A 17,834-nucleotide genomic window follows, 5' to 3' on the forward strand; every position below is an offset into this window, starting at 1 on the left:
TATTTAAATATGGATTAGACTTCTTGTCAAAATTTCTTTTGACTGGATTTAACAATCTAAATTACAGCTTATTTAGTTTTTTGTCATGTACTTAACAAATAGGCATAAACACATATTGGGAAAAATACTATTTTTGATTTTGATACGTTCAGCGTAAACCGTAAAGTAAAGACTAAATAAAAATGCTTATTTGCTAGTTCAACTTTTTGGAAATACTTTGAAATATGCCATTAACAAAAATATGAAACTATTTATGTCAAAAATTACGGTAACAATTGCAATTTTGTTGATTTTCTCCTTTTCTGCGTTTTCTCAAAAAAATAAACTTTCAGGTATTTTGACCGTTGGAAGTGAAAAAACCCCCATTTACAATTCAGTTGTTGCCTTATTAACTCCGGTAGACTCGGTTTTATACCAATTTACACGATCAGACAAAGCGGGTAAATTCAACTTTATTAATGTCAAGCCAAGAAATTATATTCTAATGACGTCGCACAGTCAATATGCGGATTATTTAGATGAAATTACCGTAACTAGTGCTGATAAGGATTTAGGAGCCATTGCTTTGATGAGCAAAATGGAATTGTTGCGAGAGGTGATTATAAAAACGGGATCTATCAAGATTAAAGGCGATACAACTAGTTACAGGGCTAGTGATTTTAAAGTTGATGCCAATGCCAATGTGGAAGAATTGCTGAAAAAATTGCCTGGAATACAAGTTGATAAAAATGGAACCATCAAAGCTATAGGCGAAACTGTAGAAAGAGTTCTAGTTGATGGCGAAGAATTTTTTGGTGATGATCCAGGCATGGCTGTAAAAAACCTACGTGCCGATGCTATAAAAGAAGTACAAGTTTTTGATAAGAAAAGCGATCAAGCGGAGTTTACAGGAATAGATGATGGCGACTCTAAAAAAACAATTAATCTGAGATTAAAGGAGGATAAAAAGAAAGGCTATTTTGGTAAAATAGATGGAGCAAACCAACCCTTTACCGGTTCGGATTCCAGATACAATAGCAATATCATGGTGAGTAGTTTCAAAGGAAAAAGAAAACTTTCGGCATTTTTGTTAAACGGAAACACGGGTCAAGATGGGTTAAGCTGGCAGGACAGTGACAAATTTGGTGGAGGAGAAGGAAATGTCAGCATGAGTATGGATGATGACGGAAATGTAAATTACGAATGGACCGGTGGCGATAATGATGGCGAACCTTATGTAGACACTCAAAACGGTTTTATAAAAAACACTAATGCAGGATTGCAATATAACAACAAATGGAATTACAAGCATTTCTTAAATTTATCACCAAAATACAACAGTCAAAGTTATCAAAACAATAGCACTAGGAATACGCAAACTCAAGTAGGAGCGACTCAATTGAATGAGAACAGAGCTACTGCTAGTCATGTAGATAGAGATAATTTTAAACTTAATGCGGTTTATGATGTAAAAATAGATTCAGTAAATACCCTGAAATTTACGGCTAAAACTAATTTTTATAATACTGAAAGTGACGAATTTACTACAGGAAATACCACTGGAAGCGATGGATTGTTAAGAAACAGACAGGAACGATTATTTACGACAAAATCAAACAAGGAATCGGTGTCTGCGAGTGCTTTGTTTAAGCATAAATTTGTAAAACCACGTAGAACATTATCAGCAAATACGAGTTGGAGTACGTTGAATTCAAATGCTAATAATTTTTTAAAATCGGCTAACGAGAGTTATGAAGGAGGCGATTTTGCTTTTAGTAACGCGGTAGATCAAAATAAAATTGGAGATAAAAGCAATCAAAATCTGGCTCTAAATGTAGCCTATACAGAGCCTATTGGAAAGAAATTTGCTTTGCAATTATCTTATCAAATTACGCACAATACGGGCAATAGTAACTTTGTGACTTACGATTTTTCAGACCTAACAGGCAAGTATGATGTAGTAGTTGATTCGCTTTCAAACCAATTCAAGCAGAGCATTACAACAAATAAACCCGTTCTAAAATTAAGTTATAATGCCAAAAAAATCAATTATAGTTTTGGTAGTGGTTTTGGTTTTACCTCATTTGATTTACAAGATCAAACCCTAAATAGGGAATACAAACGCAGTTTTACTAACTTTTTCCCAAGCGCAAATTTTTCGTATAAGTACAAAAGCAACAGTAATTTGCGTGTAAATTATCAAGGTGCAACAAGACAGCCTACTATTGACCAATTACAGCCTTTACGAAACAATCAAGACTTTTTTAATCAAGTGCTAGGAAACCCGGATTTAAAACAATCTTTCACAAATAGCATCAACGTTTCTAACAACAGCTACAGCATTTTGACCGAAACTAATTTTTATCAAAGCCTCTCTTTCAGAACAACCTCTAATTTGATTTCTTTCAATAGAGATATTGACCCTGAAAGTGCAAAAACAATTAGTACACCTATAAATACAAATGGTAATTTTTCAGCCAACTTGTATATGGGTTACGGGTTTAAAGTCAAAAAAATGAATATGTATGTTAACCTTAGTCCATCTATAAATTACAATAAATCGGTCAATAGCATTAATAGACAAATCAACAATTCGAATATATTAAGTTCTAATTTTTCTGTTTCTTTGAATAAATCCAAAGAAAAGAAATACGATATTAATCTAAGCAATACTTTTTCAAATAGCCGTAACAGTACCTCTCAAAACAATGAAGTAAAATCATTTAACACCAATAATTTAGGTTTAGATGTTGCCGTTTATTTTAGAGAAAAATGGAAATTATCAACAGATTATAATTTGTATTCTCGTCAAAAAACAGTTGATTTTCAAAATAATCTTACCAATCAATTGTGGAATGCCAGGTTCCAACGTACTTTTAAGAACGATGAGTTTACCGCTTATGTAATGGTGCGTGACATTTTGAATCAAAACATAGGTATTAGTAGATTTGTTTATGACAATACAATAGGAGAAGAGCAAAATGATAGACTCCGACGCTATGCTATGATCGGGTTTACATGGAATTTTAAAAATAAAAGCGGCATCGAAAAAAAATAAAGAAGTCGTATACAAATTGTAATTCAATATCGAAAAATAGTATTATTTTTTAAAATTAATCATCTCAATACTTTAAAATACAACGCAATGAAATCAATATATTTATACCTCACATTATTTGTTTTTACTACTGGATCTTATGCACAACAGTTTGTAGATAAAGCTGTAATTGAATACGAAGTCAACACCAATCTCAAAAAAACAATGAGCAATGACAGTTGGGATGAAATGATGAAAGATAATTTATCCGACTTAAAAATATCGTATTATACCTATACTTTTGAAGACAACAAAAGTGTATTTAAATTTGATCGATGGAGTCCAAAAACAAGAATACCAAAACAGGAGAAAGAAGCTGACGAAGAAAACTCTTGGTATTTTGATTTTACAAACCAAAAAATGAACCTTCAGAAACAAATTGTAGGTACTAATTTTGTGATTGCTGATAGCATTCCGAATATTCAATGGAAAATCACCAATGAGCGCAGAGAAATAGTAGGCTATAATTGTCGAAAAGCGGTTGGTAAAATATTTGATGATGTATATGTGTTTGCTTTTTATACGGATGACATTACAATTTCTGGCGGTCCATGTAGTATAAATGGTTTACCGGGAATGATTTTAGGACTTTCTATACCAAGATTATATACGTCATACATAGCCACTAAAATTGATTTAAAAATCAAAGATAGCACCGTGATCAAACCTGCTATAGCTAAAAAAACCTATGATTTAAAAGAACTCAAAACATTAATAGAAGAAAAAACGAAGGATTGGTATACTTACGGAGAGGACAAGGAAGAGAATAAAAGACAGAAAAATATGTTCTTGTGGAATGCTTTCTTGTAATGTTTTGACTATTATCAAATTACTGATTTTTGAAAATGATGTTTAAATAAGGAGTGCAATTAAAGCCAAATTTTCTCCTCCCGACAGCGAACCAAAATATATCTTTTTAAATTCGAAATGGTTTCTTGATAATTTGGCGCATCATACCCAAAACGTTCATGTTCTGCTTGTTCTTTCTCGGTAGCATCGCAGCCTTTTATGACTTCTTTAATCATATCAAGCATCGCTAATTCTTTGTTGTTTGTTTTTTTAAATTTGAATTCCACGATTTCATCTTGCAATTGCTCACAATATTCCAAAAGTTGTGCTACTTCTGGTTCGTCAAGAAGGGAAGGGTTGTTTTTGAAAAGTTCTCGAATGGATTTCATTTTAAAAACGGTTTAGTGGCTAATTTTGGATTAAAGCTTAGATTTTAAATCCATTCTTTCGTGAAGAATTCTTATTATTTCTATTTCTTTGACCGAAATAATTCTAAAAAAAATAATGTGATGATTGGTTTTAAATCCTAAAAGATCAGGTTGAATTAGCTCGTATTTTTTGCCAAAGTTAGGGTAATTTGCTAATTCCTGACAAGATGCTAATAGGAGTTTATAATACTTATTGGCTTGTTTTTCTGACCATTCCTTATAAGTATACTCCCAGATTTCAGCTAAATCGGTAACAGCTAAATTGGTCAAATAATAGTTAGCCATTTGCTTTTTTCTTTGCTTGTAACGTTTCTAAGTGTTTTTTTGGATCGAAGTCTCTTGCAAGCCCACTATCAATACCTTCCTGAATGGCATTTTTTAATAGTAAAACTTTATCTTCTTCCTCTTCTAGCATGCGAAGTCCGGCCCGGATAACCTCACTTGCATTTTGAAACCGACCTTTTGAAATACTTTTTTCTACAAAAGTTTCAAAATGGTTTCCTAAAGAGATTGATGTGTTCTTTCCCATGATTTTAATTTTTTACTAAAGTACCAAATATTGGTAACAATTGAAATGTTTTTTCGGAAAATTTAACGTTCTGTCCTCCTCGCTAGGGTTTTGAGATTATGTTAAGATTGTTGTTATGGATTGTCACATTAAATTAAGTAGGATATGTAAAACTGCAAAGTCACTTTTATTAGTGTTTTATCCTTTGGTAACTAGATGATTTTCTACAGTTTCATCATTTCACCAAAATACTAAGAATCCCAACCTCCCTAAAACAAAAGAACTTCCCTTTTCAGAGAAGTTTCATGTATGAAGCAATTTATCTTTTAAACATCATCATAATCTACATAAATAGATTCTGATGTTGGATGTGCTTGACAGGTAAGAATCAAACCATCGGCGATTTCTTTATCCGTCAAGATAGAGTTTTTAGACATTTCGGCAGTTCCTGAAGTAACACGCGCCAAGCAGCTGCTGCAAATTCCGCCTTGGCAAGAATACGGCGCATCAATACCTTGTTTCAAGGCTGCATCAAGAACGGTTTGTTTTTGTGACATTTCAAAAGTGGTCTCTTCATCATCTACCAAAATGGTAATTTTAGAATGTCCGCCTAATGATTTTTTGATCTCGTTTACCTGTGTTGAAGTAGCAAACAATTCAAATTTAATGTTTGATTCCTTTACGTTCTTTTCTTTCAAAACTCCGGAAACAATATTGATCATTTCTTCCGGTCCGCACAAGTAGAACTTATCAAAATCAAGTTCTTTGTGTTTATTATTTAAAACAAAGTTCACTGTTGATTTTTCAATTCGGCCAAATAAAGCCTGATCTACTTTGGCTTGACTGAAAACATAATGTACAAAAAAGCGACCCACATATTGCAATTGCAAGTCGTGTAATTCTTGATGAAATATGGTTTCTTCGGGAGTTTTGTTACCGTAAACCAATACAAAAGAGCTATTCGGTTCGTTTTTCAATACGGATTTTAAGATGGACATTACCGGTGTAATTCCGCTTCCAGCAGCAAATGCCGCATAGTTTTTTTGGCGTTCAGCCTGAGGTTCAAAAGTAAATTTACCTTCTGGAGTTCCTATTTCTAATGCATCACCTACTTTAAGTTTGGTATTAGCAAACTGAGAAAAAGCACCGCTAGGCACCGCTTTTACTGCAATACGTAATTCGCCGCTATCGGGTGAAGAGCAAATCGAATAGGCACGGCGAATTTCTTCACCATCAAGGGTTAATCTCAAGTTTAAGTATTGACCCGCAATAAAGGTATAGTTCGCTTTTAGTTCTTGAGGGACATTAAAAAGTATGGAAACCGCATCTTTGGTTTCGCGTTTTACTTCTTTTATAATTAATTTTAAAAAGGATGACATCTGATTATTTTTTTGCAAATATACTAAAGTGTATAGTTTTCTAAAAAATTAAAAAGATTGAAATTTATATACCTAATTAAGTTATGTATAAGAATCTTATGTATATTTGTGTATCAATATGAGCTTGCTTCGTGCCTCGGAATGACTAAAAAAATGAAAAACTCGCAATTATACAAAGGAAGTCTGAATACCATCATCATGAAATTGCTAGAAGAAAACGGCAAGATGTATGGATACGAAATCACGCAAAAAGTAAAGGCCATCACGCAAGGCGAACTCAACATTACCGAGGGCGCTTTATATCCTGCGCTACACAAAATGGAAGCAGAAGGAATTCTAGACGTAGAGATGGAGAAAGTCGACAACCGCATGCGTAAATATTACAAATTGACGGAGGCTGGCACCAAGGAAACCATAAACCGACTCTCCGAGCTCGAAGATTTTATTAGGAACATGCAAAGTTTAGTAAGCCCAAAACCGAATTTAGAATTTTAATTTTTTAAAGATGAAATTAACCGCGGAACAAATAGAATTTATAGATTCCATCTTATTATCAAACGGCATTATGTATGATGATGTAAAATTAGAGATGATGGATCATATGGCTTCAGAAATAGAAATTCTGATGGAGGAAAATGCACTGCCTTTTGAAGAAAATTTTAAATTGGTATTGGATAAATGGAAGCCACAATTACAGCTATCTTTTTCTGGATTAATTGGATTTTCCAACCCTAAAATCATCACTTCGAAATGCCATGATTTAATAAAAAATCAATTATTATTTGCACTTTTTGTAGCTGGTTTACTTACATGCTTGGTTTTGTTTTTGATATCATATTCAACTTTTAATAGCATGTTCAAAAGCATTGAACAAGTTTTTAAATCTTTTATTGTTGTTGAATTTTGTTTGGTTATTTTATCCTTGGGTTTGGTTTGGAGCACCAAGCGACAAACAACGTATAGTTACTTAATGAAGAAAAAAGGTCTTGGTGTCATTTTATTTCTTTTTATGATAGGAATCGGAATGTTTCCCGCGCAATTAAATCATCCGGATTTTAAAATTGCTTTTGTTACTATTTTTATATCTATTATTTATGTTGTAATGGGTATGTTTTATTTGCAATTTGCTCTGAAACATTTTCAGTTTGAAAGAAAATTAAAAAATAACTAAGGATGAAACTAACCACCGAACAAATTGAATACGTTTCCAATTACATCAAATCTTTTGATATCAAGTGGTATGAATTACAAGTGGAGCTAACGGATCACATGGTAAATAGTATGGAGGAAATTTGGGAGAAAGATCCAGAGCTTACTTTTCATCAAGTGAAACAATTTGCTGAGAATGAATTTGGTCGAAATGGTTTTAAAGCTTTACAGGAAGAAAGAAGAATAATTTTGTACAAGGAATTTAATCGAAACCAATGGAAAATGATGAGAAATTATTTGAAATTCCCTAAAATTATTATGAGTGTTTTATCGGTAGTTTTTGTTTATAGAATATCCTTTTATTTTGATGATGTTTTATTTTTCAACAAAATTTTATTTGGAATTTTGGCAGTTTTTCAGGCTATAACAGTCGTTAACCGGTTGTTGAATAGGAAAATAAATGGCAAAAGATTCTTGGCACTTGAAACGGTATTTAGTGTGAGTATTGGTGCAATATATTTTACTTATTGGGGTATATTTTTAGCAAAAAGCTATATTGAAAACTTGCGTGAAAATCATTTGCTTTTTTTACCCTTTTATTGTTTATGGGTTTTTCTTGTTGTTCTTAACATTACAGCAATTCATCTCCAAAAAACGACAATTTTAAAAGTCAAAAAACAATACCAACTTTTATAAAAGTTATAAGATATTTCTAATTTTCACTAATAATCAACACGTACCCACAAATTTGTCATGCTGAGGTACGAAACATCTCCATAAAACATGCAAACAAAATAATGAAAGAGGAGCAATGAGCAGAGATGCTTCGTTCCTCAGCATGACAAAAAAGAGTGAAAAAAGCAAGAAAATCGTATGCGGTAAATAATATTCAAAAAAAACCAAAACATAACATGAAATTAACTCAAGAACAAACACAACATATTTTTAATAAAATTACAGATTTTGGCATAAAATGGTATGAGTTGCAATTAGAATTGACGGATCACGTAGTTTCTAGTATGGAGGAGTTTTGGGCAATAAATCCTAATTTCACTTTTGATCAGGTGAAAGAAAACGCATTTAATAAATTTAGTAGACAAGATATAAAAGCGATTGAAAAGGAGCGTACAAAAAGTTTAAGAAAAGAATTAACTAGAGAACATAGAAAAATGATTGCGAACTATTTAACATTTCCAAAAATCATCGGTAGTATTACTTTAGTGTATTTAGCATATGCTTTTTCAGTTTATTTTGTTAGTCCTCAGAAATATTTAGCGGTATTATTTTCTTCTTTATTGATTTTGGGTTTACCATTACTTTATTATTGGTGGAAAAGTAAAGAAATTGATGGCAATCAATTTTTGACTCTTCAAACCTTGGATCCGAACCTTTTAGTGTTTTCTTTTCCATCTTTAGGAATGAACATCACAACACAGTTAAAAGAAGAATTAGTGGAACACCAATGGCTCGTATTGCTTTTTTGTTGTTTTTGGGTATTAGGAATATTATTCATGATTACAGCAATTCACCTACAAAAAATGACTATTTCAAAAATCAAAAAACAGTACCAACTTTCATAAAGTTACAAAATGAAACTAACTAAACAACAAATCGCTCAATATGAGGAAATCTTGGTTTCAAACGGTCTTGTGTATAACGCCACAAAAACATAAAGAATGAAAATTAGGCTAGTTCAGTTACTAATAAACTACATCGCACAAATTTGTCATGCGGAGGAACGAAGCATCTCCACAAAATTGGCAATTCACTTTTAGAGCGAAAAAAGATGATTGAATTTCAAGAAGGGTACCATACGTATTATGTTTACATTTTGACTAACAAAGCGAAAACGGTTTTATATACTGGCGTAACCAATAATTTGAAAATAAGGCTGCAACAGCACAAGCAATCCTTAAATCCTAATTCGTTTACAGCCAAGTATAATGTACATTATTTGTTGTATTTCCATAAGTTCACTTGGATTCAAATAGCAATTGCAAGAGAGAAAGAAATAAAAGGATGGAAAAAAGACAAGAAAATCACACTAATAAAAACAATTAATCCGGAGTTGAATTTTTTGAACCACTTGTTTGAGTAGCAATACAGAGATGCTTCGTTCCTCAGCATGACAAAAAAGAGTGAATAAAGCAAGAAAATCGTAAGTGACAAATAACTTTCAAGAATAGCAAAATAGAATATGAAATTAACTTCTCAACAAATTGACCACCTATTCACTTTCACTCGCCAGCATTATGTAGAGTGGTACGACTTACAATCAGAATTGGTAGATCACATAGCAAACGCTATCGAAACCCAATGGCAAGAAAACCCAAATCGCTCGTTTGATGAAGCGCTGCAACTTGAATTCAAAAAGTTTGGTGTTTTTGGGTTTATGGACGTGGTCGAAAAGCGACAAGCCGTTTTGGGTAAAAAATACAATGGTTTGGTTTGGCAACATTTCAAAGATTTCTTTGGCATCCCAAAAATTATATTGACAATCGCCATGACGCTAGTTTTATACAGTATTTTAAAAATAAGTGCTTATAGCGCATGGATTTTTGTAGGTCTCTATCTTATTGTAGTAGGATTTACTTTTTACGAACTTTTCAAAAACAATAGAATCAATAAAAGAAAAAAGCAAACCCAAGAAAAAAGATGGCTTTTTGAAGAAATAATAAATCAATACGGCAGCTTTTCAGGAGCTATTATTTTTCCGTTTAATGTATTCGTTTCAGTGTTTAATCATTCCGAAAAGTATTTAGGCAATTACTATTGGATGATGGGATTGAGTTTCTTTTTAGTAGTGGTCATCTTACTGCTTTTTATCATTTTTAAAATCATTCCAGCCAAAGCAGAAGAGTATCTACAAACAACTTATCCAGAATATAAATTAGAAAACGTGTAACATTTCCTTACTTTTAGGTACTTACTAGCAAACCAAAAAACCAAACTATGATTCAAAAATTCCTCTATCTCGAATGGAAAGCATTTATTAGATCGGCTTCGTTCGCGACCAATTTAGCTTTAAAAATCCTGATGGGTTTTGTCGCCGTTTATTTTATTCTGATTTTCTTAGCCTTGGGAATTGGTGTTTTTTACATCCTCAAGAAAGAGAACATGGATCCTGTTGCAACGGTAAATAAGTTCATGATTTACTATGTGTTGATGGATTTAATCATCCGATTGCTATTACAAAAAATCCCAGTTTTAAACATTCGCCCGATGCTGGTTTTCCCAATCAAAAAATCGACAATTGTGCATTTCTCCTTGGGGAAAACTATTTTATCTTTTTTTAATTTAGTACATGGTTTTTTCCTTATTCCGTTTAGCGTTGTACTAATCATCGAAGGCTATGATGCGTTGTCAGTAGTGGTTTGGTTCACGGCCGTGTATTCGCTTTTGTACATCAATAATTTCATAAATATTATACTGAGTAATAAAGATAATTTATTTGGTATTTTCCTTGCGATAGTTGCGATTTTAGGAGGATTGTACTATTACGATTATTTTAATATTACAGATTATACCGCTCCATTTTTTGATGCAATTTTCAATACCTATTGGGCTTTTGCCATTCCAGTTATGGCGCTTGTTGGGTTGTATGTTGCCACATTTCAGTATTTCAAAAACAATTTATACCTCGACGCAGGATTGTCAAGCAAACATGATATTGCCAAAACAGAGGATTTGACTTGGTTGAACCAATTTGGAACTATAGGAACCTTCTTGAAAAACGACATTAAATTGATTAAAAGAAACAAACGTTCTAAAACCACCGTAGGATTAAGTGTTATGTTTTTATTTTACGGCTTTTTGTTCTTTACTAATGGAATTGCAATGTACAACAATCCAGTAATGCACATCTTTGCTGGTATTTTTGTCTCCGGTGGATTCTTAATCACTTTTGGGCAGTTTGTACCAAGTTGGGACAGCGCGTATTACCAATTAATGATGACACAAAACATTCCGTACAAAGGCTATTTGAGTTCGAAGTGGTGGCTCATGGTAATTGCAACATTAGTGACTACAACTATCGCGTCTTTCTATCTTTATTTTGGCGTGCAGGTGTATTTAACCATTGTTGTTGGAGCGATTTATAATATTGGTATCAACTCGCATTTGGTTTTGTTAGGTGGCGCATATACAAAAACACCCATCGATTTGAGTTCTGGAAAAGGGGCTTTTGGAGACAAAAAAGCATTCAACGTAAAAACCATGCTAATATCTATACCGCAATTAGGACTGCCCGTTTTACTGTATTGGCTAGGTTCTAAATATGGAAATCCAACTATCGGATTGTCTCTAGTAGCCGCAGTGGGAGTAATTGGTTTTGCTTTCAAAGACAAAGCGTTCTCCTTGATCGAAAAAATCTACAAAGCAGAGAAATACGCGACCATTGCTGCTTACAAACAAAAAGGATAATCCAGCGATTAACGAAATCAACAAATAACCGAATAAACTTTTTCAAACATGATACAAGTAAACAACCTTTCGAAAACATACAACGGAACAACCGTATTAAAAATAGATTCTTTAGAGATAAAAAAAGGCGAAAGCTTTGGATTAGTAGGCAATAACGGTGCTGGAAAAACTACTTTTTTTAGCCTTTTATTGGATTTAATCCAGCCTTCAACAGGAAACATTGTCAACCATGGCGTACAAGTAAACACCAGCGAATCTTGGAAACCCTTCACCGCCTCCTTCCTAGATGAAAGTTTCTTGATAGGCTACTTGACTCCCGAAGAATATTTTTACTTTATAGGTGATTTACGCGGACAAAACAAAGCCGATGTCGATGCTTTATTGGCTACACACGAAGAATTTTTCAATGGTGAAATCCTAAAAAACAAGAAATATTTACGCGATTTATCCAAAGGGAATCAGAAAAAAGTAGGCATCATCGCTACCTTAATCGGGAATCCGGAAGTGATTATTCTGGACGAACCTTTTGCTAATTTAGACCCAACCACTCAATTCCGTTTAAAAAAAATCATCAAAGATTTAGCCGATAATCCAGAGATTACTGTTTTGGTTTCTAGCCACGATTTGCAGCATACCGTTGAGGTTAGCGACAGGATTGTTGCCATGCACAAAGGCGAAGTGGTCAAGGATATTCAAACTTCACCAGAAACGTTAAAGGAACTAGAATTGTTTTTTGCCGTTTAAATTCAACCTAACAATCTCATAAAAAAGTATACCGCTACTACGCTAATTTCATTTATTACTTTAAATGTTTACGATGCGAATTAGCGGTTTATTTTTAGGCTTTCAAGTCAAAAACTACCTGTAAGTCTTTTAGATTTTACTTTGGGCGTGACCCTTCGTGAAAAACTTCGGGTCGGGCTGTACGCTGTATCTTTATTTTCTTAAAGAAAGAAAATAAAGGATGCCGCTTCCATCCCTCACGCACGCGAAAGAGTCAAATAAACCCGGATAATTTTCACGATGTCAAAAAGAAACGTATTTTTACCAGTCAGTATACTAAAAAGCATATTTAAAAGTTAATTGATAAAAACGTTTCCCCTTGAAAATCAATATATTTAAACCGTTACCCTTCTTGTTGTTTTTTGCTTTTTTGGTAGCTTGTTCTACTAAGAAAGATACTTTTTTGGCACGGAATTCTCATGCCTTAAGCACCAAGTATAACATTTTATACAACGGTAAAGTAGGCTTAGACAAAGGAGTTCAAACTTTAAAATCTAATGATGATGATGACTTCTGGCAACTTTTACCTCCAGAAAAAATGCAAATTGTAGAGGACTTCACCGCTACCACAAAACCAATAAATGCTGATTTTGAATTGGCTGAAACCAAAGCGACCAAAGCCATTCAGAAACACTCCATGAATATTGGAGGCAGAGAAAAAAACAGTCAAATTGACGAAGCCTATCTCATGCTTGGAAAAGCGAGGTATTACGACCAACGGTTTGTGCCGGCTCTCGATGCTTTCAATTACATTCTCTATAAATACCCCAACAGCAGCAAGATTTACGAAGCTAAAATATGGCGAGAAAAAACCAATATGCGTCTGGGAAATGATGCTTTAGTGATAAAAAACATCAGTAAATTATTAGAAGAGCACCAAGTAAAGAAACAAGTTTTTGCAGATGCAAACGCCCTTTTAGCGGCTTCTTTTTTAAACCTGGAAGAAAAGGATAGCGCCGTGGCCAAAATAAAAGAAGCCATCGCATTCACCAAAGTAAATCAGGAAAGAGCAAGATACCGTTTTGTTTTAGGACAATTGTATCTAGAGCTGGGGTATAAAGACAGCGCTGTGGCAGCCTATCAAGAAGTAATTAGTATGAACCGAAAAGCGGAGCGAAAATTTGTTATTCAAGCACATGCTAAAAAAGCGGAATTATTTGATTACCAAATTGGAGATACGATTTCTTTTGTAAACACCTTCAATAAACTGATGCAAGACCGAGAAAATCGTCCCTACAAAGATTTGATTTTTCATCAAATGGCCGTGTATCATGACAAGCAAAACAATCGGAAAACGGCAATGGATTTGTATAGTGCTTCCTTAAAAACGAATTCGAAAGACAGCTATTTAATAGCCTCTAACTATAGAAATTTAGGAAACATGTATTTTAGAAATGCGGAATATCCTTTGGCGGCAAAATACTACGATAGTACTTTAGTCAAGCTAAATAAGAAAACTAGAGAATTTGGTAAAATTCAAAAAATCAGAAGCAATCTCGATGAAGTGATTTTATACGAGGCGTTGGCAAAGCAAAATGACAGTATTCTAAATGTAGTGGCAATGAATCCTGCGGATCGTTCCGCTTATTATGAAAAATACATTACTAAATTAAAGGAACAAGATGAGGTTAAAAGGCTCTTAGAAGAAAAAAACAAAGTGATACAAGAAAACACTGCACGCAATAATTCACCTTCTTCTATTGATCCAGTTTCTACTCAAGATCCGATAAGACCTAACCGCAAATCGACAATGACTCCACCTACAGCGGCGTCCACTAATGCGCAGCCTGGAGCGAGTACATTCTACTTTTATAATTTTACAACCGTGGCTTTTGGTAAAATAGAATTTAAAAAAATATGGGGCGACAGGGTTCTAAATGGCAATTGGAGACTTTCATCAGGAAATGTAAATGCAGCGGCTGCTGATTCTTTGACTTTGGAAAAGAACGGTACAAAAAAGGAATCGGACATCATACTAGTTGCAGAGCAGTACACTACGAATTATTATTTAAAACAACTTCCGACCGCACAAATAGAATTAGACAGCATTAGTAAAGAACGCAATTTTGCCTACTATCAATTGGGAATTATTTACAAAGAAAAATTCAAAGAAAATGATTTGGCTATCGCTAAACTGGAATACCTATTAAAAAATAATCCAGAGGAAAAACTGATTCTTCCTGCTATGTACAATTTGTATAAGTTATATCAAATCAACGGTAGCAGCAAAGCAGAGGCGATGAAAAACAGAATCGTAACGCAATATCCGGACTCCCGCTATGCCCAAATTATAAACAACACCAATCCAAGTGCGATTTCAGCAGTTGACTCGCCAGAAAGCGTCTATAACAAGTGGTATAAACTGTTTCAACAAGAGCAATTTGTTTTGGTTTTAGAGAATGCCGATGCTCTTATTACTCAGTTTTCGGGCGAAGAGATTGGATCTAAATTTGAACTGCTTAAAGCGAATGTGATAGGCAAGCTAAAAGGGGTTGCCGCTTACAAAAACGCGCTGCAAGTGGTTGCAGATAATTATCCAAATAGTGAGGAGGGGAAAAATGCCCTATTGATATTGAATGATCAAATTCCGTTTTTAGAAAAAATGGACTTTGTTACAACAGATTCAAATAACTGGAAAATTTTATATCAAGTGGGAGCACGCGATGCTCAAAACACCAAAGCGTTAGAAGAAAAAATAAAAGTATTCTTGGAAAGTGAAAACTTTCAAAAAATGTATTATTCGTATGATATCTACACGGACAAAGGAAATTTCATCACGATACATGGAATAAAATCAAAGGCCTACGCAGCGGATATTGCATTGGTTTTAGAAGAAAATATAAAATATAAAATTACTGATGCGGCTGTAGTAGTTTCAGGCGAAAATTATAAAGTCATCCAAATCAAGAAAAATCTTGAAACGTATTTAGCCTCTAAAAAGCAATAATTATGTTTGATAAAAAACAAAAATCATATACTGATCTTCTAGGAAAGACCAATAGAATTGTAGAGGGAACCACGATCAAAGGGGATATTATTTCACAAGCTGATTTTAGATTAGACGGACACTTGATTGGTAATTTTGAGTCTGGCGGAAAAATTGTAATTGGCCCTGCAGGAAGTGTCACGGGAGATATTGTATGTAAAAATGCAGATATCGAAGGCAAATTTGACGGAAAAATTCAGGTAACGGAGGTGCTAAATGTAAAATCGAAAGCTAGTATTCATGGTGAAGTTATCGTAGGCAAATTATCTGTTGAACCAGGTGCTGATTTTAGTGCGTCGTGTGCAATGAAGACCAATATTAAAAATCAAATGCCTACTAATGGACAACAAACCGCCTCAAAAAAGGCCTAATAAATGGCTTGCACTCATTAATATTCCCATTCAAATGGGAGTTATTATTTTCTTGTTCTCCTATCTTGGAGACTGGTTAGATGAAAATCATCCCAATCCCAAGGTGTATTACTCTAAAATTTTAGTATTCGTTGGTGTTGTACTGGCGTTGTATAACGTGATTCGGCAAGTAAACGAAATTAATAAAACACAATGAGTTTAAAAAAATACAGACCGCTTTTGTCTTTAGTAGTACTTGCAGGATTAGCATACCTTATTCATCGCGTTATTTTTTATGCTTTAGAAATAAATGATACGCCTTTTTATTATTCCATAGAAACCCTATATCTCTTGTTTTTAGTATTGTCAATTATGGTATTTGTAGTTTTGTTGAAAGTCAAAGAACGCAGTTTTGACAATGTAGGGATGTCTTTTCTTTTGAGCACAAGTGTCAAAATGATTGTTTGTTATGTAATTTTAAAACCTATATTGCAGGTCACAAACGAGGAAAATACATTGGAGAAAATTAATTTTTTTATGATGTTTATTATCTTTTTAGCAATTGAAACGATATTAACAATACGGATATTAAACGAAAAGCAATGAATATGTGATTTAAGGAACAAATCCATCAAAAATAAATTTTTATATTCTTTTGAATATTAATAAAAGATGTACATTTGCACCAAATTTCAGAAACGTAATAAATTAAGATAATTAACTGTTATGGTGATTTCAAACAAAGCACTTAGATTTATATTAGCGACTTTAGTAGCGTGTCTTCCTTTAATTAGTTTTGCAAATCCAGAAGTGGATACGACAAAAGTGAAAACAGAAGTTGCCCTTGAGGCAGCCGAAGGAGCTCATGCAGAACCAACAGATGTAAAATCTAAAATTAAAGAATTTATCAATCATCACCTTTTAGATGCGCATGATTTTACTTTTAATGTCGATGAGGCAACTGGAGCGCATAATGGTTTTTCTTTGCCAATTATTCTTTGGGACAACGGTTTACAAGTATTTTCTTCTTCAAAATTTCACCATGGTGAGGAAACAGCAGAACACAATGGAAACTTCTATGTTTTGCACCACGAAAAAATATACAAAACAGACGCAACTGGAACTTTAACAGAAGAGCACGGTCACCCAACAAACGCTGCTCCACTTGATTTATCGATTACTAAAAGTGTAATTGGTATTTTAGGAATTGCACTTTTAATGTTTGTCTTGTTTACTGGATTAGCAAAATCGTATGGTAAAAATAACGGAATTGCTTCTGGTACGGGAAGGTTTTTTGAACCACTTGTACTTTACATCAGAGATGAAATAGCTATTCCTAACATTGGAGAAAAAGGGTACAAAAAATACATGAGTTATTTATTGACTATATTTTTCTTTATTTTCTTTTTAAATATATTAGGATTAACTCCGCTAGGATTTAACGTAACAGGGAATATTGCTATTACAGCATCATTGGCTTTATTAACGTATTTAATTACCACTTTCACGGCTAATAAAAATTATTGGGGACACATTTTCTGGATGCCAGGTGTACCAACTCCAATGAAATTTATCTTGGCTCCAATTGAATTATTGGGAACCATCATCAAACCATTTTCATTAATGATACGTTTGTATGCTAACATTTTAGCAGGGCACGTTGTTTTAATGAGTATCATTGGTTTAATGTTTATATTCAAAAGCTGGATTGGAAGCACATTGTCATTTGGTTTGGCATTTGCACTTTCGATACTTGAAATATTAGTAGCTTTTTTACAAGCGTATATTTTCACCATGTTATCTGCACTGTATTTTGGAGCAGGAAACGAAGAGCATCATCACGAAGAGGCTCACTAGATTTCAGATTTTTGAAACTTGATTTATGATTGCAGATTTTGCAATTCTGAAATCAAAAATCGTTAATCTTCAATCTAAAATCAAATTGAATGTTTAATTTTTAATTT

General features: G+C 33.5%; 19 protein-coding genes. 15 read left to right on the top strand and 4 right to left on the bottom strand.

Annotated elements, in window-relative coordinates; all coding sequences use genetic code 11:
• The first annotated feature begins 253 nt into the window (after nt 1-253).
• Nucleotides 254-3,037: an outer membrane beta-barrel family protein gene (locus tag IWX83_RS15515; RefSeq protein ID WP_196831064.1), complete on the top strand. Its 2,784-nt coding sequence runs from the start codon at nt 254-256 to the stop codon at nt 3,035-3,037.
• Nucleotides 3,038-3,124: 87 nt separating this feature from the next.
• Nucleotides 3,125-3,886 (top strand): GLPGLI family protein, encoded by a 762-nt coding sequence (locus tag IWX83_RS15520; protein ID WP_196831065.1) that lies wholly within the window; start codon nt 3,125-3,127, stop codon nt 3,884-3,886.
• A 59-nt stretch (nt 3,887-3,945) separates the two neighbouring features.
• On the opposite strand, the gene IWX83_RS15525 is transcribed toward IWX83_RS15520, so the two are convergent.
• From IWX83_RS15525 to IWX83_RS15540, 4 genes are all read right to left on the bottom strand, one after another.
• Complete coding sequence (locus tag IWX83_RS15525; RefSeq protein WP_196831066.1) at nt 3,946-4,254, bottom strand: hypothetical protein; 309 nt, start codon at nt 4,252-4,254, stop codon at nt 3,946-3,948.
• 30 nt (nt 4,255-4,284) lie between these two features.
• Nucleotides 4,285-4,578, bottom strand: a complete 294-nt coding sequence (locus IWX83_RS15530) for a type II toxin-antitoxin system RelE/ParE family toxin (RefSeq protein WP_196831067.1) — start codon at nt 4,576-4,578, stop codon at nt 4,285-4,287.
• Nucleotides 4,571-4,822, bottom strand: a complete 252-nt coding sequence (locus IWX83_RS15535; protein ID WP_196831068.1) for a type II toxin-antitoxin system ParD family antitoxin — start codon at nt 4,820-4,822, stop codon at nt 4,571-4,573. The genes IWX83_RS15530 and IWX83_RS15535 overlap by 8 nt, the downstream gene beginning before the upstream one ends.
• A 305-nt stretch (nt 4,823-5,127) precedes the next feature.
• Nucleotides 5,128-6,180, bottom strand: coding sequence for a ferredoxin--NADP reductase (locus tag IWX83_RS15540; protein ID WP_073353841.1), 1,053 nt, complete (start codon nt 6,178-6,180; stop codon nt 5,128-5,130).
• A 153-nt stretch (nt 6,181-6,333) separates the two neighbouring features.
• On the opposite strand from IWX83_RS15540, the gene IWX83_RS15545 reads away from it, so the two are divergent.
• The 13 genes from IWX83_RS15545 (at nt 6,334) to atpB (ending at nt 17,727) form a co-directional block, all read left to right on the top strand.
• On the top strand, nt 6,334-6,675 hold the full coding sequence (locus IWX83_RS15545; RefSeq protein ID WP_132065925.1) for a PadR family transcriptional regulator: 342 nt from the start codon (nt 6,334-6,336) through the stop codon (nt 6,673-6,675).
• Nucleotides 6,676-6,685: 10 nt separating this feature from the next.
• Nucleotides 6,686-7,351 carry a hypothetical protein gene (locus tag IWX83_RS15550; RefSeq protein ID WP_073353842.1) on the top strand — a complete coding sequence of 222 codons (666 nt, stop codon included), beginning with the start codon at nt 6,686-6,688 and terminating at the stop codon, nt 7,349-7,351.
• 2 nt (nt 7,352-7,353) lie between these two features.
• Nucleotides 7,354-8,025 carry a hypothetical protein gene (locus IWX83_RS15555; protein WP_196831070.1) on the top strand — a complete coding sequence of 224 codons (672 nt, stop codon included), beginning with the start codon at nt 7,354-7,356 and terminating at the stop codon, nt 8,023-8,025.
• A 155-nt stretch (nt 8,026-8,180) separates the two neighbouring features.
• Nucleotides 8,181-8,909, top strand: a complete 729-nt coding sequence (locus IWX83_RS15560) for a hypothetical protein (protein WP_084129608.1) — start codon at nt 8,181-8,183, stop codon at nt 8,907-8,909.
• Nucleotides 8,910-9,115: 206 nt separating this feature from the next.
• Nucleotides 9,116-9,427, top strand: coding sequence for a GIY-YIG nuclease family protein (locus IWX83_RS15565; RefSeq protein WP_196831072.1), 312 nt, complete (start codon nt 9,116-9,118; stop codon nt 9,425-9,427).
• 99 nt (nt 9,428-9,526) lie between these two features.
• Nucleotides 9,527-10,234 (top strand): hypothetical protein, encoded by a 708-nt coding sequence (locus IWX83_RS15570; RefSeq protein ID WP_196831080.1) that lies wholly within the window; start codon nt 9,527-9,529, stop codon nt 10,232-10,234.
• Between the two features lie 47 nt (nt 10,235-10,281).
• Nucleotides 10,282-11,751 carry a DUF5687 family protein gene (locus tag IWX83_RS15575; RefSeq protein ID WP_196831081.1) on the top strand — a complete coding sequence of 490 codons (1,470 nt, stop codon included), beginning with the start codon at nt 10,282-10,284 and terminating at the stop codon, nt 11,749-11,751.
• A 48-nt stretch (nt 11,752-11,799) separates the two neighbouring features.
• Nucleotides 11,800-12,495 (top strand): ABC transporter ATP-binding protein, encoded by a 696-nt coding sequence (locus IWX83_RS15580; RefSeq protein ID WP_073353848.1) that lies wholly within the window; start codon nt 11,800-11,802, stop codon nt 12,493-12,495.
• Between the two features lie 358 nt (nt 12,496-12,853).
• Nucleotides 12,854-15,481 (top strand): tetratricopeptide repeat protein, encoded by a 2,628-nt coding sequence (locus tag IWX83_RS15585; RefSeq protein WP_231380068.1) that lies wholly within the window; start codon nt 12,854-12,856, stop codon nt 15,479-15,481.
• Between the two features lie 2 nt (nt 15,482-15,483).
• The gene (locus IWX83_RS15590) at nt 15,484-15,891 is read left to right on the top strand and encodes a polymer-forming cytoskeletal protein (protein ID WP_073353850.1); all 408 of its coding nucleotides are present in this window, start codon (nt 15,484-15,486) and stop codon (nt 15,889-15,891) included.
• Nucleotides 15,860-16,087, top strand: coding sequence for an AtpZ/AtpI family protein (locus tag IWX83_RS15595; RefSeq protein WP_073353852.1), 228 nt, complete (start codon nt 15,860-15,862; stop codon nt 16,085-16,087). The genes IWX83_RS15590 and IWX83_RS15595 overlap by 32 nt, the downstream gene beginning before the upstream one ends.
• Nucleotides 16,084-16,476, top strand: a complete 393-nt coding sequence (locus IWX83_RS15600; protein ID WP_073353853.1) for a DUF6168 family protein — start codon at nt 16,084-16,086, stop codon at nt 16,474-16,476. The genes IWX83_RS15595 and IWX83_RS15600 overlap by 4 nt, the downstream gene beginning before the upstream one ends.
• Nucleotides 16,477-16,596: 120 nt before the next feature.
• Nucleotides 16,597-17,727 carry a F0F1 ATP synthase subunit A gene (atpB, locus tag IWX83_RS15605; RefSeq protein WP_196831083.1) on the top strand — a complete coding sequence of 377 codons (1,131 nt, stop codon included), beginning with the start codon at nt 16,597-16,599 and terminating at the stop codon, nt 17,725-17,727.
• Nucleotides 17,728-17,834 lie beyond the last annotated feature (107 nt).

The sequence above is a fragment of the Flavobacterium sp. CG_9.1 genome (assembly GCF_015751645.1).
GTDB lineage: Bacteria > Bacteroidota > Bacteroidia > Flavobacteriales > Flavobacteriaceae > Flavobacterium > Flavobacterium xanthum.

Bases quoted from the DNA above. Each gene is read 5' to 3' on its own strand.
- IWX83_RS15535 (WP_196831068.1), bottom strand. From the start codon at position 4,822: ATGGGAAAGAACACATCAATCTCTTTAGGAAACCATTTTGAAACTTTT.
- IWX83_RS15545 (WP_132065925.1), top strand. From the start codon at position 6,334: ATGAAAAACTCGCAATTATACAAAGGAAGTCTGAATACCATCATCATG.
- IWX83_RS15570 (WP_196831080.1), top strand. From the start codon at position 9,527: ATGAAATTAACTTCTCAACAAATTGACCACCTATTCACTTTCACTCGC.
- IWX83_RS15540 (WP_073353841.1), bottom strand. From the start codon at position 6,180: ATGTCATCCTTTTTAAAATTAATTATAAAAGAAGTAAAACGCGAAACC.
- IWX83_RS15515 (WP_196831064.1), top strand. From the start codon at position 254: ATGTCAAAAATTACGGTAACAATTGCAATTTTGTTGATTTTCTCCTTT.
- IWX83_RS15555 (WP_196831070.1), top strand. From the start codon at position 7,354: ATGAAACTAACCACCGAACAAATTGAATACGTTTCCAATTACATCAAA.
- IWX83_RS15600 (WP_073353853.1), top strand. From the start codon at position 16,084: ATGAGTTTAAAAAAATACAGACCGCTTTTGTCTTTAGTAGTACTTGCA.
- IWX83_RS15525 (WP_196831066.1), bottom strand. From the start codon at position 4,254: ATGAAATCCATTCGAGAACTTTTCAAAAACAACCCTTCCCTTCTTGAC.
- IWX83_RS15590 (WP_073353850.1), top strand. From the start codon at position 15,484: ATGTTTGATAAAAAACAAAAATCATATACTGATCTTCTAGGAAAGACC.
- IWX83_RS15575 (WP_196831081.1), top strand. From the start codon at position 10,282: ATGATTCAAAAATTCCTCTATCTCGAATGGAAAGCATTTATTAGATCG.
- IWX83_RS15520 (WP_196831065.1), top strand. From the start codon at position 3,125: ATGAAATCAATATATTTATACCTCACATTATTTGTTTTTACTACTGGA.
- atpB (WP_196831083.1), top strand. From the start codon at position 16,597: ATGGTGATTTCAAACAAAGCACTTAGATTTATATTAGCGACTTTAGTA.
- IWX83_RS15565 (WP_196831072.1), top strand. From the start codon at position 9,116: ATGATTGAATTTCAAGAAGGGTACCATACGTATTATGTTTACATTTTG.
- IWX83_RS15550 (WP_073353842.1), top strand. From the start codon at position 6,686: ATGAAATTAACCGCGGAACAAATAGAATTTATAGATTCCATCTTATTA.
- IWX83_RS15580 (WP_073353848.1), top strand. From the start codon at position 11,800: ATGATACAAGTAAACAACCTTTCGAAAACATACAACGGAACAACCGTA.
- IWX83_RS15530 (WP_196831067.1), bottom strand. From the start codon at position 4,578: ATGGCTAACTATTATTTGACCAATTTAGCTGTTACCGATTTAGCTGAA.
- IWX83_RS15595 (WP_073353852.1), top strand. From the start codon at position 15,860: ATGGACAACAAACCGCCTCAAAAAAGGCCTAATAAATGGCTTGCACTC.